This window comes from Alitabrizicola rongguiensis, from assembly GCF_021491355.1.
Classification (GTDB): Bacteria; Pseudomonadota; Alphaproteobacteria; order Rhodobacterales; family Rhodobacteraceae; genus Aliitabrizicola; species Aliitabrizicola rongguiensis.
Map to the genome: position 1 here is coordinate 83,187 of NZ_JAKENF010000005.1, position 15,986 is coordinate 99,172.

Consider the following 15,986-nt stretch of genomic DNA (forward strand, 5'->3'; position numbering starts at 1 on the left):
ATATTGTGGCAAGAGTTGGGCGAAATGACGGCCTGCCTCTGTCCGTTTTGTGAACCTTGGTTGTGGAGCCTGTATCGGTGTCGGTCGCATCAATTACCAGATTGCTCAGCATGGCGGCCCTCGCCGTCACCGTTGCTGTCAGCGCCGGTTCGGCCAGCACGATTTCTGGCCTTGATCGGACTCAGTTCGCGGCAGAGGTCTCCGACGGCGTGATGCAACGGGAGACGTTCGACTCCCTCGAAGTCGGGCCGATCTCCGGAACGCCGACGCTCAAGTTTTCTTCCACAGCCGGAAAGGTGGTTGTCACGCACAAGTTCCGTGCCTCGACCGGCGTTGGTTCACTCGGCGGCGGTGCGCTGGAGTATTTTCTTCCGCACCAGACCCTTACCATTACCTTTGCCACCGCCATCACGGCCTTCGGGATCGACATCAACAGCTGGTCGACGCTTGCCAATTCCTTCGTGGGCACGACGAACACAGGCGAATCCTACGGCAGCGTCTTCTCGCCATTCCCCGGCAAGGCGACGGGGCAGTTTCTGGGCTTCACCTCGTCAACGCCCTTCACTTCGATCACGATCGCCGCGAAGGGCAAATACACCTTTACCGTCGATACGATCAACCACGGCAAAAAGGATCCCGATCCGGTCGTGAAGCCGGATCCCGAACCCGCTCCCGTGCCGCTGCCGGCATCTGCCGCGCTTCTGGTCGGAGCCCTGGGCGCGATAGCCGTATTGCGCCGCCGCTTCGGCGGCAGTTCGGCATAAGACTGCACAAATTGCAGGCAAGCGGGCGTTTTCGCTTCGCCTCCAGTCCCACTCGGCGCTAGAACTCCTCTCGCGGGTCATTCGTGCTGCCCGCACATGCCATAGGTTGAGACGGACAGGACAGGTGCATCCGACTGTAGTAGCGGTATTGGCGATCGTCCTTGCGCTTCAGATCAAGCATCTGATTGCTGATTTCTACCTTCAGAACGGCTACATCATTCAGAACCGGCGCCTCTATGGGCATCCCGCCGGACTGCTGCACGTTGCAATCCATCTGGCCGGATCCCTTGTCGTGCTAGTGCTGTTCCACACGCCGCTCTGGCTGCTCGGCGCAATGCTTCTGTGCGAAGGACTGTTTCACTACCACCTCGACTGGGCCAAGGACAATTACGTTGCCAACAGGGGACTGACACCGCGGGATGCAGCCTTCTGGCATGCGTTCGGGATCGATCAGGCGTTGCATCACGCTTCCTACCTGGCCATGGCCTGGGCTTGGGCCGTCTGGGCCTGACTAGCGGAAATCCTCGCTCCGCTGCGCAATGGCATCGTAGAAACCTGCCAGACCCGGTTCGATCGCCTCTCCCGCGGCACGGCAGCGGGTCAACAGCTCCTCCGCAGGGGGGGAGTCCGCCATGGTCGCCACAAGATCGGCATGTAGGCGCATCAGGTTCTTGAACCCGTCCGTCGCGGCAAGCGTTGCGTCACCGATCAGGATCGAGGCTGGAATGCGTTCGCTGACCCCCTTGAGCGTCAGTGTTCCGGCCGGCAGGATCGCCAGGCCAGTCGCCGCTTCGGCGGTCGCCCGCGCCAGAAGGATATCGTAGCCTACCCGCCGGCATCCGCTTTCAATGCGGGCCGCAAGGTTCACCGTCTCGCCGACTACCGTGTAGTTGAAGCGGTCGCGCGAGCCGATGTTGCCGACGCAAACCGTTCCCGAGGCGAGGCCGAGTGCGAGCCGCACCGGCTTCGGCGCGGCACCCGACGCATTGAACCGGGAGAGCGCGTGGCGCATCCTCAGCGCAGCGACGGCGGCGCGAACCTCGTGGTCGGGCAGGTCGAGGGGCGCGTTCCAAAACGCCATGATTGCGTCGCCGATAAACTTGTCGATCGTGCCCTGCTCGACGAGGATCTCATCGCCGAGTTCGGTGAACAGCCGGTTGAGCAGTTCGACCAACTCGTGGGCGGTCATCGTCTCGCTCAGGGGGGTGAAGTCGCGGATGTCGCTGAACATCACCGTCACCGGCTTTATCACGCCGCCAAGTTCCAGACGGTGCCCACCGCGCTCGATCTGGGTCAGGACCGAGGGCGCAACGTAATGGGCAAAGGACCGGCGGATCATCCGCTTGTCGCGGTCGGCAATGACGAACTGATAGGCGGTCAGCCCCGCGAAGGCGAGGAACCCGCCGATAAGGGGAAAGGTGGCGTCGAACAGGATTCCCGCCCGCGTGAAGGCGATCCAGCTTGCCCCTGTGACGAGCACGGCCGAGAGGAGACCCGCAGCGATCGAGGCAACAGGACCGGCAATGGACATGACCAGTGTCACGATCAGGCCGAGAAGCAGGAAAGAGATCACTTCGCTGGCCTCGACAAGGCCGTCTCGGCGCAGGAAGCCACCGGACAGGATCTGCTCTATCATCTGGGCATGGATCGAGACGCCGGGCACGTTCTCGCCCAGAGCCGTTGTGCGGATGTCGAGCAGGCCAGCCGCCGAGGTGCCGATCAGGACGATCTGGCCCTCGAGCCGCGCCCGCAGGCCCGGATCCTCGCCCTCTGCCAGCACCGACCGCGCCGGAACATAGAGATCCGGCGTGTCATGGCGGTAATGCAGCCAAAGCGAGCCGTCAGGCGTTGTCGGGATCTGGAATTGGCCGAGGCGGATCTGCTCGACAAAACCCGACAGGTCGGGAGCGCCCGAGATGATGTAGGTCGTTTCACCCAGGGCCAGACGCAGGGCCTCGATCGACAGCGCGGGCAGGATACCATCGGGTGTCTTCCACAGTATCGGAATGCGGCGGATCACCGTCGCCGTATCGAAGGGACTGATATTGACCACACCTATGCTCGCTGCCGCCTCCTGCAGGACGGGCAGGATCGGGACGGCATGGGGGATAGACGGCAGGCCGAGTGCCGGCGCTTCGCCGATCTCGACAACGCCGGCCTTGCCCGTGATGGGCTGAGCAGCGCTGTCGGTCGATTGCGAAGTGCCAAGCACCACGAGCGACCGGGAGATTGCCTCGGCGAAATGGCGGTCGCTGTCGATCGGAGCAAGATCGGATGGCGTCAGCCCGGGTGCGAGGAGTCCCTTGGCTGACAGCGTGGCGGCAAGCCGGGCCGGCGACATCCGGTCCGGTTCCGGGAACAGCACGTCGACAGCCACGACAGCCGCGCCATAGCCACGCAGCCGGTCCACCAGTTGTGCCAGCAGGTCGCGCGGCCAGGGCCATTGGCCGAGCTCCTGCAGCGATGCCTCGTCGATATCCACGACCCGCACTGGCAGATCGGCGGCTTCGCGCGGACGGAGCCGCTGGAGCAGGTCGAAATAGGCCTCTCTAACTGACTGGATCGGCTGGGGATCCTGGGCGCGCAGCAGCGTCAGAATGCCCAGCAGGATGCAGCCAAGAACGACGACTGTCTTGCGCATGTCAGAAGGCCCGGCCCGGCCTGCCAGCCCACTTGAGCGGAATGACGGCCGGGCGTTTCACATTGATCAGTCCGAAGGCGGCGGATCAGGCGGATCAGGCGGATCAGGCGGATCAGGCGGATCTGGGGGATCCGGTTGTTCCGGCGCCGATGGGGCTTCGCGCTCGGTCGATGGCCGGTCCGTTTGAGACCTGTTGCTTTCCTGCCGAGGCGAAAGAGTGTTCGTGACAGGCGCCGGCACTGCAACCTTTCGGACGGTGGCAGCCTTGGCGCTCAGGTCCCCGCAGCCCCCGACAGGCGCCCGAAATTTCGGTGTGATCGCTTCCTGATCGATGACAAAGGGGAAATCGTCGATCAGCACGGTGTCGCGTTCGTCGACGGTCTTGGGGGCGGCGATTTTGCCCCTGCGGTTCGAGACCGCGACCGCGCACTCGCCCTGCATGTTCGCGCAGGCTCCGGACGTGCAGAGCCGAACCTTGCCGCGGAACAGGGCGACGTTGGTGCCTTTCTTTCGGCTCACGTTGAAATCGAAGATCGTACCGCGAATGGCCATCGTCGCCGTGGGGGTCGTGATGTCATAGGCGGGCTTCGGGCTGTTGCCGGTGATGAAGCGGAAGCTGCCGCTGACGGCCGATATGGCAAACCGCTCTGCCTTGGCTGGCGACTGCATCAGGACCTCGTCGATCACCAGCTTCGACGCGGGGCCGACCACGACCTTGGTCTCGTCATCGAACAACAGCTCGGCCCGACCGCTCGCATCGGTCGTGACCACGTCGCCCGAGGAAAGCCGCGCGCCGCGCTTCAGGACGACTGTTCCCGATGCGCCCTTGAGCGTTGCTCCGGGCGATACAGCGGCGACCTGCCCGATCCCCTGAGCCTGAGCGAGGGAGGGGGCAAGCATAAGGATTGTGAACAAACCGACGATAAAAGCAGACCACAGCCGCATTCGTGACACCCCGATACAGACGAGTCCCAGCACTGAGCCCCGCTGGAAATGCCTAAGCGGGCGGGGGGCCAATCCGAAGCTATTCAACTGGAATTCCAATGCGTGCGTCCACTGGAAATGCATTGGCGGCGTCGTTCACGCGATTCTGCATAGAAATTAAGCATTTCCGGGGATTCGCAAGGAGATGGGCCGCCGCCCACAGCTAGCCGATCCTGTCCAACGCCGCTGTCAGGACGGAGAATATCATTCTCTTGATCTGCTCCAAAATGCCCGGTCTCTTCTCTTGCAATACACGATAGAGTAAGTCGTAATTTGCTGCATGGATCTGCTGACCTGATGCGAGGAGGGCTCGACGATGACATTTCACACCGCGAAATCCGCAGTCTTGGGCGATGGCGACGGCTCGTCTGTCGGGACTTCGGCCCAGGCGCTGGCTCCGGCAACGATCCTGGGGCTAATGCCGTCCCTTCCGTTTTTCGCCGCGCGGCCAAAGGGGCCGAAGGCCGACAACTCGACATTGGAGACTACGATGACCGATACGACCCGCATCCCTGCGGACCATGGCCTGTTCGACGGCTTCCTCGATGGGCTTGGGGCCCTGCATCGCGGTTGGCGCGCTATCCTGGCCGCGACGGCGATCGCGGCCCTTGGCGCTGGTGCGCCTGGCGCCGTACATGCCCAGTCGCTGCTGAACGTTTCCTACGACCCGACGCGTGAGCTTTACCGCGACATCAATGCCGCCTTCATCGCCGACTGGGTCGCCAAGGGGAATCCCGAGCCCAAGATCGAAACCAGCCATGGCGGTTCGGGCGCTCAGGCGCGGGCCGTGATCGACGGGCTGGAAGCCCAGGTGGTGACTCTGGCGCTTGCGGGCGACATCGACAAGATTGCCAAGACTGGCAAGTTGCCGGCCGACTGGCAGTCGAAATTCCCTCACAACTCCTCGCCCTATACCTCGACGATCGTCTTCCTTGTCCGCGAGGGCAATCCGAAGGGGATCAAGGATTGGGGCGACCTCCTGAATGACGGGGTCGGGGTGATCACGCCGAACCCGAAGACCTCGGGCGGTGCGCGCTGGAATTACCTTGCCGCCTGGGCCTGGGCCGAGAAGAACGGCAAGGACCCGAAAGAGTTCGTCAAGCAGCTCTACACCCATGTCCCGGTGCTCGACTCCGGTGCGCGCGGGTCGACGACGACTTTTGCGCAACGCGGCATCGGTGACGTGCTTCTGGCCTGGGAAAACGAGGCCTACCTCGCGCTGAACGAGCTTGGCGACGATAAGTTCGACATCGTTGTGCCGTCGGTGTCGGTGCTGGCGGAACCGCCAGTCGCGATCGTCGATGGCAACATCAAGGATGACGCGCAGCGCAAGCTGGCCGAGGCCTATATCAACTTCCTCTACACGCCCGAAGCGCAAGCCATCATCTTCAAGGACTACTACCGGGGCTGGGATACGTCCAAGGCCGACCCGGCGGATGTGGCGCGGTTCCCCAAGCTTGATCTCGTGACGATCGACGATCTGGGCGGCTGGTCCAAGGTTCAGCCGGAGCACTTCGGCGACGGCGGCATCTTCGACCAGATCTATGTGGCGAAGTGACGGAGCGATCGTGACAGCGATCCACAAAGCAAAGGGCAGGGCGTGACGACATTTGTTCACCGTTCTCCGATGCCGGGCTTCGGGCTCAGCCTTGGAATCACTCTCAGTGTGTTGTCACTGGTCGTCCTCCTGCCCATCGGCGCCCTTCTTCTGAAGGGCGCCGCCTTCGGCCCGGCGGGGATCTGGTCGGTCGTCTCGACCGAACGCAGCCTGGCCGCGCTGTTCCTGTCGTTCCGGCTCGCGCTGTTCGCAGCGTTGTTCAACCTCGTCTTTGGCGTGCTGCTGGCCTGGGTGCTGGTGCGCTATGACTTTCCAGGGCGCCGCCTGATCGATGCGGCGGTGGACCTGCCCTTTGCCCTGCCGACGGCGGTGGCAGGCATCGCGCTGACGACGCTCTACGCGCCGACCGGCATCTTCGGATCGCTGGCCAAAGAGGTCGGCTGGAAGATCGCCTACACGCAGTGGGGCATCCTGATCGCGCTGATCTTCGTAGGCCTTCCCTTCGTCACCCGCACCGTCCAGCCGGTCATCGAGGAGATCGAGCGCGAGGTCGAAGAGGCGTCTGCCACGCTCGGGGCCAACCGGGCCTATACACTGCGTCGGGTCGTTCTTCCGACGCTGACGCCGGCGGCCCTGACCGGCTTCGCGTTGTCCCTGGCCCGGGCCGTTGGTGAGTACGGATCGGTCATCTTCATCGCGGGCAACATCCCCCTGAAGACCGAGATCGCGCCCCTGCTTATCGTGATCCGCCTCGAGGAGTTCGACTATGACGGCGCGGCGGCGATCGGCATCGCCATGCTCGTCATCTCGTTCGCCATGCTGCTGGCCATCAACATCATCCAGGTCTGGAGCCGGCGGAGGATTTCCCATGTCTAGTGCCTATCCAACGCTGACCGCCCGGCGGTTTCGACCGGTCACGCAAGAGGCGCCGCTGGTTCGGGTGGCCCTGATCGCCTTCGTGATCCTGGTTCTGGTCGTCCTGCTCTTTGCCCCTCTGATCGCCGTTTTCGTCGAGGCGCTGGCCAAAGGTTGGCTCGCCGCCATAGAATCTCTCGCCCATCCCGATGCGCGCTCTGCAATCTGGCTGACGCTGACGGTGGCTGCCATCTCGGTGCCCTTGAACGCCGTTTTCGGCATCGCCGCTGCCTGGGCCATCGCCAAGTTCGATTTTCGCGGCAAGGCGCTTCTCATCACCCTCATCGACCTGCCGTTTTCGGTCTCGCCGGTGGTGGCGGGTCTCTGCATGGTACTGCTGTTCGGCGCCAACAGCCTGATGGGCGGCTGGCTCGTTGCCCAAGGCTTCCCGATCGTCTTTGCGCTGCCGGGCATCGTGCTGGCGACGATGTTCGTGACCTTTCCCTTCGTCGCCCGTGAGTTGATCCCGGTGATGATCGAGCAGGGCCGGGCTGAGGAAGAGGCGGCGCTGACCCTTGGCGCGAGCGGCTGGCGCACCTTCCTGACCGTGACGCTGCCGAACATCCGTTGGGCGCTTCTTTACGGCGTTCTCTTGTGCAATGCCCGCGCCATGGGCGAATTCGGAGCGGTCGCGGTCGTGTCGGGCAAGATCCGCGGCCAGACCGCCACAATGCCGATCACCATCGAGATGCTCTACAACGAGTATCTTTCGGTTGCGGCCTTCAGCCTGGCTGCCGTGCTGGCGGGCCTCGCCCTTGTCACCCTGACCCTAAAGACGCTGCTGGAATGGCGCCATGCTGACCAGCTTGCCGCGACGCACCGCCATTGAAAGGACGCATGATTCATATCGAAATCGACGAGATCTCGAAGACCTTCGGCGCGACGTCAGCCCTGCATCCCGTGTCGCTGGCCATCCCATCCGGTGCGCTGGTGGCGCTTCTCGGGCCCTCAGGGTCGGGCAAGACGACGCTTTTGCGTATCCTCGGCGGGCTGGAGTACCCGACCTCCGGTCGGGTACTGTTCGACGGGCAGGATGCGACGGGCCTCACAGTGCAGGAGCGGCGGGCAGGGTTCGTCTTCCAGTCCTACGCGCTTTTCCGGCACATGACCGTCTTCGAGAACATTGCCTATGGGCTGCGCGCGCGTCCGCGCAGAAGCCGCCCCTCGAACCCGGAGATTGCGCGGCGCGTGGCCAGGCTTCTGGACCTGATCCAGCTGCCCTACATCGGTGCACGCTATCCCAACCAGCTGTCCGGGGGGCAACGCCAGCGGGTCGCGCTGGCGCGGGCATTGGCGATCGAGCCGAGGATGCTCCTTCTGGACGAGCCCTTCGGCGCGCTGGATGCGCAGGTGCGCAAGGAATTGCGGCAGGGCTTGCGCGAGATCCACGACACGACCGGACTGACCTCGATTTTCGTGACCCATGACCAGGCGGAAGCCATGGAGCTGGCCGATGTCGTGGTTGTCATGTCGATGGGACGGATCGAGCAGATCGGAAAGCCTTCGGAAATCCGCGCGCGTCCCAAGACCGATTTCGTGCGCGAATTCATATCTGTTTGACTGGTACCCAAGACATGGACCGCATCGACCGAAAGATCATCTTCGAACTGCAACGCGACGCCACGGTATCAATCGCGCAGCTGGCCGACCGGGTCGGCCTGTCGCAGACCCCGTGCTGGAAACGTATCCAGAAGCTGGAACAGGCAGGTGTCATCCGCGGTCGGGTGGCACTTGTCGATCCGGACCGCATCGGCCTCGGCCTGACCGTGTTTGTCGAGGTTGAAGCCTCGGATCACAGCCCCAGCTGGCGCGAGGCCTTTACCAAGGCCGTTGCCGCCATGCCGGAGGTGATGGAGGTCTATCGCATGGCGGGCGATGTCGACTACCTGCTCAAGGTAGCGGCGGCCGACATGCCCGCCTTCGATACCTTCTACAAGCGGCTGACGGAGGCGCTGGAGTTGAAGAACGTGACGTCCCAATTCGCCATGGAGCGGATCAAGTTCTCGACCGCCTATCCGGTGAACACGGTCGATCCCTGACGTCGGGCGGCAGGAACCGTCTGGGGCTATCGTCAGGGGATGGTTCCACCGCCGGTATCCGTAGCGCCACCGGTCCCCGCACTGCCTCCGGTATCCGTCCCGCCACCTGTGCCCGCACCTGCGCCGGTATCCGTGCCACCGCCAGTATCCGTACCGCCACCTGTGCCAGCGCCGCCACCGGTATCGGTACCGCCGCCAGTATCCGTACCGCCACCTGTGCCGGCGCCACCGCCGGTATCCGTGCCACCGCCGGTATCCGTGCCGCCGCCGGTATCCGTGCCACCGCCGGTATCCGTGCCGCCGCCGGTATCCGTGCCACCGCCGGTATCCGTGCCACCGCCGGTATCCGTGCCGCCACCGGTATCCGTGCCGCCACCGGTATCCGTGCCACCGCCGGTATCCGTGCCGCCACCGGTATCCGTGCCACCGCCGGTATCCGTGCCACCGCCGGTATCCGTGCCGCCACCGGTATCCGTGCCGCCAGTTCCGCTACCTTTTCCGGAACCGCTTGTGGTGGTCCCTGTCGTCGGCTTGGGTTTCGAGGTCCCGGAGGTCGAAAGCGAAGGTTGGCTCACTGCTGCGGCCGCACTGACGCTGCGCACCATGTCGCTGGTCGATCCGCCACGCTCGACGCGCAGGCAGTTCAACTGGCCTTGCTGGCCTTCTTTCAGGAACTGCGCCAGTTCGATCGCAAGCGCGTCGTTCCCGCGTGTCAGCTCCTTGTTCCTCGTAAGAAAAGAGAACAAACCCTTGCAATTATTGGCAGAGACCAGTTTGTCGAGCCGTTCCAACTTGCGCATGGTGATTTCGGCAGGGGCCGGCGTGGCCAGCACAAGGGTCAGGCTGGCCAGAAGGGTTGCGGAGAGGTGCTTCATCGGGTGTACTCCGGAATGGGATTGGCCTAAAAGCCGTTGTTCTAGTTGAATTTTTCCAAGCTGAATTTCTCGGCGATCGCGGATTTCTTGGCCTGAATCGGATCGCTTGCGGCGGGTTTCGGGGCGGCAGGTTTTGCCGCAGCAGTCTGTTGTTTCTTCGGTTTCGCGGCCTTGGCCGGTTTTGCCGCTGCCGGTTTCTTCGCGACAACCGGGGCCTCCGGCGTGCCGGCAAGCCACAACTCGACCATGCCGAGCGCGGGGGCGTCGTTGGTGCCGATAAAGGATCGCGCTTTCCCGCCGCTCGCTTCGGCCAACCGTTCGGCCAACAGCCTGTCCTGTTCGTGATAGTAACGGACATGGGTCGTCTTGATGGTCACGTCGACCGGGTGCGCCTTTGCCACCACGAATCCTGCGGAGGCGATCCGACCGGTCGTTTCCTGTGTCGTCGCCTCACGCATCCCGGCGGGAATGAATACCTGCACTTCGACAGGTGCCGGAGCGGGTGGTCCCTCGGGCGCTGACAAAGCCTGGTCCTGCGAAGGCACGCCGCCCGTGAGAGGTGCGACAAGACGCGCGGAAATGAGTCCGGGACCGGGCAGCCGGGCGGAAATCTCTGGTGGGGCGAGCGAAGCAAGTGATGTCAGGTCCGTCGCCGCCATGATCGCATCTGGCCCGGTCGAGGACAGCGGAGCTGCATCCGGCTGATGTGCAACCCCAAGGACAGTTGGTCCGAGGAGAGGCGACAGGGCAACGGGGACAGCCAGCTGCACCGCCGGCTCATCCGCGGACGGAGCGGCTGGGGGAAGCACTGTCCCTGGATCCGGTACGCTTGCCAGGGTTGTGGGCGGTGCAATCAAGGGGGGCGCTTCGCTTGCGGCGGCGACAGATTTTCCGGGTTCGGAGGGCGACGCCGGGCGGACAGTCGCCGCCGGTAGTTGCGGTTCACTGTCTGGGATGCTGCCGGTCAGAATGCCGGGGGTCGCCGGGACAGTTCCTGCATGGGGTTGGGGCAGTGCAGCGCTGTCCGCGCCGGGCTGTTGCCCGGCGCTCGCGGCCGGCGCCACGCTGGCTGGCGCGGAAGCGGACGACGATGACGCGGGAACTGCAACATCGGGCGCAGGGCTGGTCGTCAGCCAGCCTGCGATCAACGACGACAGGGAAAAGCCGAGTCCAATCGCTATGCCGAGCGCGAAGCCTCCGGCGATCTTTCCCGCAGTCAGCCAGGATTTTTGGGCACCCGGCTCGGCTGGGGGCGCGCTGGCGGCGACAACCGGCGCCACCTGGACAACGGGTGAGGCAGCTTTCGCCGCCGGAACGGGCCGGGTCGCGGGCTGGAGTTCCGCCCGAAGCGGCGGAACGGCACGCAAGCCGGGCAGAGGGCGCGGCGGCGGGGCCGACACGTCGTCGAACTCTTCGAACTCTTCCTCTTCCGTAGGAAAGAGGTCTGTCCGGGGCACAGGGCCGGCCCGCAGGCCCGAGAGCGGCTCGATCCGGGGGAGCGGGTCCGCCACCAGAGGCGCGGCGCCCACGACCTCGAGCCGTGGCATTTGCGGCCGGGGGGGTAGTTCGGGCGCAGGCCCGCGTTCGGCAAGAATGCGTTCGCGCTGCTGGCGGGCAGCCTCAAGTCGCTTCTGCCATTCATCTGACTGAAGCAGAGGCAGAAGTTCCGAAACCGCATCTGTCCCGACGGACGGGCCAGTGTCCCGTTCGGTCAAATCATCCATGCGAGGGCCCCCCGACCCAGTCAGGACGTCCTTTCCGCAGTGACAGCAAGCGAGTCGGAAAAGGGGCGTTCCTGAAACAGCGTCTCAGTTTACCGCCTTTTGCAGCCGGTCGGTAGTCCCAGAAGCCGACGGACCCGTTCGGTCGGCGGATATCGGCATGTCCGGTTCGGCGCGGCCCCTGGAGCCTTCCTTCAGATATGCAGGCGCGCTGTGATCGGCAGATGATCCGACGCGACGCGTGACAGCGGCGTGTCATGAACCGAGAAATCGACGAGTTTCGTCCGTTCGGAAGCGAGGATGCGGTCAAGCGGCAGCATCGGGTATCGGGCAGGGAAGCTCCGCCCTCCGTGACTGGCAGGAAAATGGCTTTCGAAGGGCCGCAGCGACGATCGCGTGCCGGTCCGCCATTCGTTCAGATCGCCCATCAGTACGGTCGGACGGTGGTCGAGGCCGTGGATCCGCTCGAGGATAGCGCGCGCCTGAATCAGCCGCGACTGGGCCAGAAGACCCAGATGAGTGGCCACGACCCTCAGGCTGTGCCCGGCGACGGCGATGTCGGCGATGAGCGCGCCGCGCGGTTCCAGCCCCGGCAAGTGGAGATGGTGAACGATCTCGGCCTCGGTATTGCGGGCGAGGATGAGATTGCCGTGAAACCCATGCGATGAGCGGTGCCGTTCGATCGGCAGCGGCACGAGACCCGTCAACTCCTCGAGTGCCGGCAGGTTCAGAAGCCCGGTGCGGTCGCCAAAGCGCATATCGGCTTCCTGCAGCGCGATCACGTCTGCGTCGATCTCGCTGATGACGCGCACGATTCGCGCCGGGTCGCGTTTGCGGTCGGTGCCGACCGCCTTGTGGATGTTGTAGGATGCGATCCTGATGCTGCGGGACAAGGGCATACCTGCAATCGGCTGACTCTCTGGTCCATCGACATGGCCGTAGCCGGGGGGTCTGGCAAGACCATATGTCATGCCGACATCCGGCTTGCGCGTCACAGCACGCCGGACAGAACGTTTACCGTCAAGGCGAGGACACAGAGGTTGAAGACGAATGCGATGATGCCGTGGACGGTTGCAACCCGGCGCATATGGCGGCGGGTGATCACCACGTCTGATACCTGGCAGGTCATGCCTATGACGAACGAGAAATAGCAAAAGTCCGAAAAGACGGGCGGTTCTTCGCCGGGGAACTGCAGACCGGAGGTCGCCGGCGATTTCTTGGGGCCGTAGAAGAGATGTGCGTAGTGAAAGGCATAGATGAGGTTGATGAAGGTCCAGCCAAGCAGCAGCGAGACGGCCGCAAGCAGGAAGTCCTGCACGGACATGTTGTTCTTGTGGATCACCATCCAGCCAACCGCGCTCACGATCACGGAGACGATGATGGTCGTCGTCAGCAGCAACAGCAACCGACCACCATCGTCATTCTCGACCCGCCCTGGAACCGCATCGGAGTGGAACAGCGGGAGGCATAGCAGGATGAACAGCGCCACCGACAGATCGAACGCGGTCAGCATGGCCGATGGCATCGCCAGCACTTCTGCCAGAACCGGCGTGAGCACGATCAGCGACGCAAGGAACGAGAAGAACCTGTAGTGCGGGATCCTGGACAGTCGCATGGCAAACTCATCTTCCTCGCTGACGCCCGGTCGGGCCGTCGGCGTCATTCAAGCCTGCTGCGCGGGACATTGCCAGCCCTTGCGATCGCGAGGTGCGAACTTGCCACTGAATGCGCCTCGGCGAGCCGTCCGTGCATTGCCCCTGCCGCGGCTTTCGGCAAGAGTGCCCGCCAAGGTTGATGACGGATGGTCCTTGAATGAAACCCGATCCTGCAAGGGTTGAAACGGTCTGGAGCCGGATTCGGGCGATTTTGCCCTATGCGGCCACGATCGGCCTGTTTGCACTTGGGCTTTACGCAATCTCGCGGCTTCTCGAAGAGGTCGACCTGAACGACGTCCTTCGGCAGGTGCACGATACCCCCACCTACATCCTGGTCCTGTCCTGGCTCGCGACAGTGGGTGGATACCTTTGCCTGGTCGGTTATGACTGGTCGGCGCTGCGCTACATCGGCAAGCCGCTGCCGCTTCCGATCACGATCACCGGCGGACTGATGGCCTATGCCTTTGGCAACACGGTAGGTCTGGCCGCGGTCTCGGGTGGTGCGGTGCGCTACCGGCTCTATTCGAGCCTCGGACTTGACGGTTATGACATTGCCGCCGTGTCGACCTTTACCGCCGTCTCCTACGGCACCGCGGCCGCGCTTGTGGGCTTCGTCGCGCTGGTGGTCGATCCGGGGCTTCTGGGCTCGCTTTCGCCTTTGCCGCCGCATCTTCTGCGATGGGCAGCCCTTGGCGCGATACTGATCGTCGTCGTGCCGCTTGTCTGGGCCGGCATGACGCGCAAGAGCCTGACGATCCGGCGCTTTACCCTTCGCGCGCCATCGCTTCCGATCCTGATCGGTCAGGCGCTGTTCAGCATCGGTGACATCGCGCTTGCCTCGATGGCGCTCTATGTGCTGCTACCGTCGGGACATATCGACATCGTCGCTTTCCTGGGCATCTACGCCGCCGCGACGATGGCCGGGATCCTCAGCCATGTGCCGGGCGGGGTCGGCGTGTTCGAAACCGTCGTGCTGGCCTCCCTGCCTGAATCGATCCCGGTCGACAGGGCGGCGGCGGCGCTGCTTCTGTTCCGCATCATCTATTTCATTGTTCCCTTTGTCCTGGCGCTCGTCGTCCTCGCGCTGTTCGAGGCGCTCGTCGTGGTGCGCGGAGCGGCTGGCAAGGCGCCCGGCGGCAAGCTGGGACGGGCCTTGGCTGCGCTCGCGCCGACCCTGTCTGCCCTGAGCCCGATGGCGCCTATCCTGCTGGCAACGATGATCTTCGGATCGGGGCTGTGGATGTCGTTCTCCTCCCTGATTCCGCCCGATGCCCATGCGCCCGAGGCGCTGGAGACGCTGTTCCCGCTGGTCTTCCTCGAGGCAGGGGCGCTTCTGTCCAGCATCCTGGGCGCGGTTCTCATCATCGTGGCGCTCGGCGTGGCACGGCGCAGCCTTGGCGCATACTGGCTCGCTATCGCGGCGATGGCGGGCGGAGCGCTGCTGTCGCTTTTGCAGATGCAGATGTGGGATGTGAAACGGGCCGTTACGCTGGCACTGGCTGTCCTGATCCTTCTGCCGTTCCGGCGCGAGTTCAACCGCCGCGCCAGCCTGGTTCACGGGGCGTTTTCGCCGATCTGGTTTGCACTGGTGATCGGCTTGGTCCTGTCCGCGGCCTTCGTCATCAATTTCGGCCATAAGCATGCGCCCTATGCCGGCGAGATCTGGTGGCAATTCGCTGCCAATGCCGGCGCGCCGCGAGCGGCGCGCGCAGGGTTGGTCCTGGCGGTGACGGTGCTTCTGGCCTCTCTGGCGCTGCTGCTGCGCGTGCCTCACCTGTCTCCGGCGGCGCCAACCTCCGACGATCTGCGCAAGGCCCGTCGCATCATCGAGGCGCAGGATGATCCCGATGCCAGCCTCGCGCTGACCGGGGACAAGTCCCTGATGTTCTCTGACGACGGTCGCGGGTTCATCATGTATGGCGTGCACGGCCGCTCCTGGATCGCTCTTGGCGGGCCGGTCGGGCCGCGCGACTGCGCTGCAGAACTGGGCTGGGCCTTCGTCGATGCCGCCCGACGGGCTGGCGCGCGCCCGGTCTTCTACGAGGTGGGCGGACAGGACTTGCCGCTGATGTTGGACCTTGGCCTTGCCCTGCACAAGCTTGGCGAACGGGCGATGGTCGATCTGACGCAATTCACGCTGGACGGCTCTGCGAACAAACGCCTGCGCGATGCCTATCACCACGGACAGAAGGAAGGGCTGGACTTGCAGATCGTGCAGCCGCCCCACGCGCCCGAGCTGATCCGCCGGCTGAGGCAGATTTCCGACGACTGGCTGACCTCGAAGAACACGCGCGAGAAACAGTTCTCGGTCGGCCGCTTTGATCCTGATTGGCTGCAGAACGGGCCACTGGTGCTGGTGACAGAGGGAAGCGGGCGGATCGTGGCCTTCGCCAATCTGCTTCTGACGCCGTCACGCGAGGTGGCCACCATCGATCTCATGCGACATCCGCATGACGCTCCGACTGGTGTCATGGATTTCCTGTTCATTGCGCTCATGCTGGCGCTCAAGGCCGAGGGATTTGCTCGGTTCTCGATGGGGATGGCCCCGCTCTCTGGCATGGAGGCCCGGCGCGGAACACGCCTTTGGAACCGGTTCGGCGCGGCGCTTTTCCATCATGGCGGCCACTTCTACAACTTCTCGGGCCTGCGCGATTTCAAGGCCAAGTTCCGACCCACTTGGGAATCGCGCTATCTGGCTGTTCCGCAGCGGTCAGCCCCTCTCGCGCCCATTGCAGATGCGACGATGCTGATCGGCGGGGGATCACGCGGAGTCGTCGCTCACTGAGACCCCGATCCCGCCGGCGCGGGCCCTTCTGCCACATCATTGCCATGAA

14 protein-coding genes are annotated in these 15,986 nt (G+C 64.0%); 8 read left to right on the top strand and 6 right to left on the bottom strand.

All coding sequences use genetic code 11. The features are described 5' to 3' along the window. The first annotated feature begins 110 nt into the window (after positions 1-110). Both L0V05_RS18715 and L0V05_RS18720 read left to right on the top strand, forming a co-directional pair. Positions 111-764 (top strand): VPLPA-CTERM sorting domain-containing protein, encoded by a 654-nt coding sequence (locus L0V05_RS18715; protein ID WP_234873021.1) that lies wholly within the window; start codon positions 111-113, stop codon positions 762-764. A 124-nt stretch (positions 765-888) separates the two neighbouring features. Then, a complete protein-coding gene (locus L0V05_RS18720) occupies positions 889-1,275 on the top strand; it encodes a DUF3307 domain-containing protein (protein ID WP_234873022.1) in 387 nt (128 codons plus the stop codon). On the opposite strand, the gene L0V05_RS18725 is transcribed toward L0V05_RS18720, so the two are convergent. Both L0V05_RS18725 and L0V05_RS18730 read right to left on the bottom strand, forming a co-directional pair. Continuing rightward, entirely contained in the window at positions 1,276-3,405 is a 2,130-nt protein-coding gene (locus L0V05_RS18725; protein WP_234873023.1) for a CHASE2 domain-containing protein, read from the bottom strand. Between the two features lie 66 nt (positions 3,406-3,471). Continuing rightward, positions 3,472-4,305, bottom strand: a complete 834-nt coding sequence (locus L0V05_RS18730) for a FecR family protein (protein WP_234873024.1) — start codon at positions 4,303-4,305, stop codon at positions 3,472-3,474. 664 nt (positions 4,306-4,969) lie between these two features. Between L0V05_RS18730 and L0V05_RS18735 the strand changes: the two genes are divergently transcribed. From L0V05_RS18735 to L0V05_RS18755, 5 genes are all read left to right on the top strand, one after another. Further along, positions 4,970-5,947, top strand: a complete 978-nt coding sequence (locus L0V05_RS18735; RefSeq protein WP_406565996.1) for a sulfate ABC transporter substrate-binding protein — start codon at positions 4,970-4,972, stop codon at positions 5,945-5,947. Between the two features lie 69 nt (positions 5,948-6,016). Further along, positions 6,017-6,823 (top strand): sulfate ABC transporter permease subunit CysT, encoded by an 807-nt coding sequence (gene cysT / locus L0V05_RS18740; RefSeq protein WP_234873186.1) that lies wholly within the window; start codon positions 6,017-6,019, stop codon positions 6,821-6,823. Next, the gene (gene cysW, locus L0V05_RS18745) at positions 6,816-7,691 is read left to right on the top strand and encodes a sulfate ABC transporter permease subunit CysW (RefSeq protein WP_234873025.1); all 876 of its coding nucleotides are present in this window, start codon (positions 6,816-6,818) and stop codon (positions 7,689-7,691) included. The genes cysT and cysW overlap by 8 nt, the downstream gene beginning before the upstream one ends. An 11-nt stretch (positions 7,692-7,702) precedes the next feature. Further along, complete coding sequence (locus L0V05_RS18750) at positions 7,703-8,422, top strand: sulfate/molybdate ABC transporter ATP-binding protein (RefSeq protein ID WP_234873187.1); 720 nt, start codon at positions 7,703-7,705, stop codon at positions 8,420-8,422. A 14-nt stretch (positions 8,423-8,436) separates the two neighbouring features. Further along, the gene (locus L0V05_RS18755; protein WP_234873026.1) at positions 8,437-8,901 is read left to right on the top strand and encodes an Lrp/AsnC family transcriptional regulator; all 465 of its coding nucleotides are present in this window, start codon (positions 8,437-8,439) and stop codon (positions 8,899-8,901) included. Between the two features lie 32 nt (positions 8,902-8,933). On the opposite strand, the gene L0V05_RS18760 is transcribed toward L0V05_RS18755, so the two are convergent. From L0V05_RS18760 to L0V05_RS18775, 4 genes are all read right to left on the bottom strand, one after another. After that, complete coding sequence (locus L0V05_RS18760) at positions 8,934-9,776, bottom strand: hypothetical protein (protein WP_234873027.1); 843 nt, start codon at positions 9,774-9,776, stop codon at positions 8,934-8,936. 41 nt (positions 9,777-9,817) lie between these two features. Further along, positions 9,818-11,500: a hypothetical protein gene (locus L0V05_RS18765; protein ID WP_234873028.1), complete on the bottom strand. Its 1,683-nt coding sequence runs from the start codon at positions 11,498-11,500 to the stop codon at positions 9,818-9,820. A gap of 191 nt (positions 11,501-11,691) precedes the next feature. Next, positions 11,692-12,468 (bottom strand): endonuclease/exonuclease/phosphatase family protein, encoded by a 777-nt coding sequence (locus tag L0V05_RS18770; RefSeq protein ID WP_234873029.1) that lies wholly within the window; start codon positions 12,466-12,468, stop codon positions 11,692-11,694. 20 nt (positions 12,469-12,488) lie between these two features. Then, on the bottom strand, positions 12,489-13,160 hold the full coding sequence (locus tag L0V05_RS18775; protein WP_234873030.1) for a DUF1345 domain-containing protein: 672 nt from the start codon (positions 13,158-13,160) through the stop codon (positions 12,489-12,491). Between the two features lie 149 nt (positions 13,161-13,309). Here L0V05_RS18775 and mprF point away from each other — a divergent pair, with 149 nt between their 5' ends. Then, entirely contained in the window at positions 13,310-15,937 is a 2,628-nt protein-coding gene (mprF, locus tag L0V05_RS18780) for a bifunctional lysylphosphatidylglycerol flippase/synthetase MprF (protein ID WP_234873031.1), read from the top strand. Positions 15,938-15,986 lie beyond the last annotated feature (49 nt).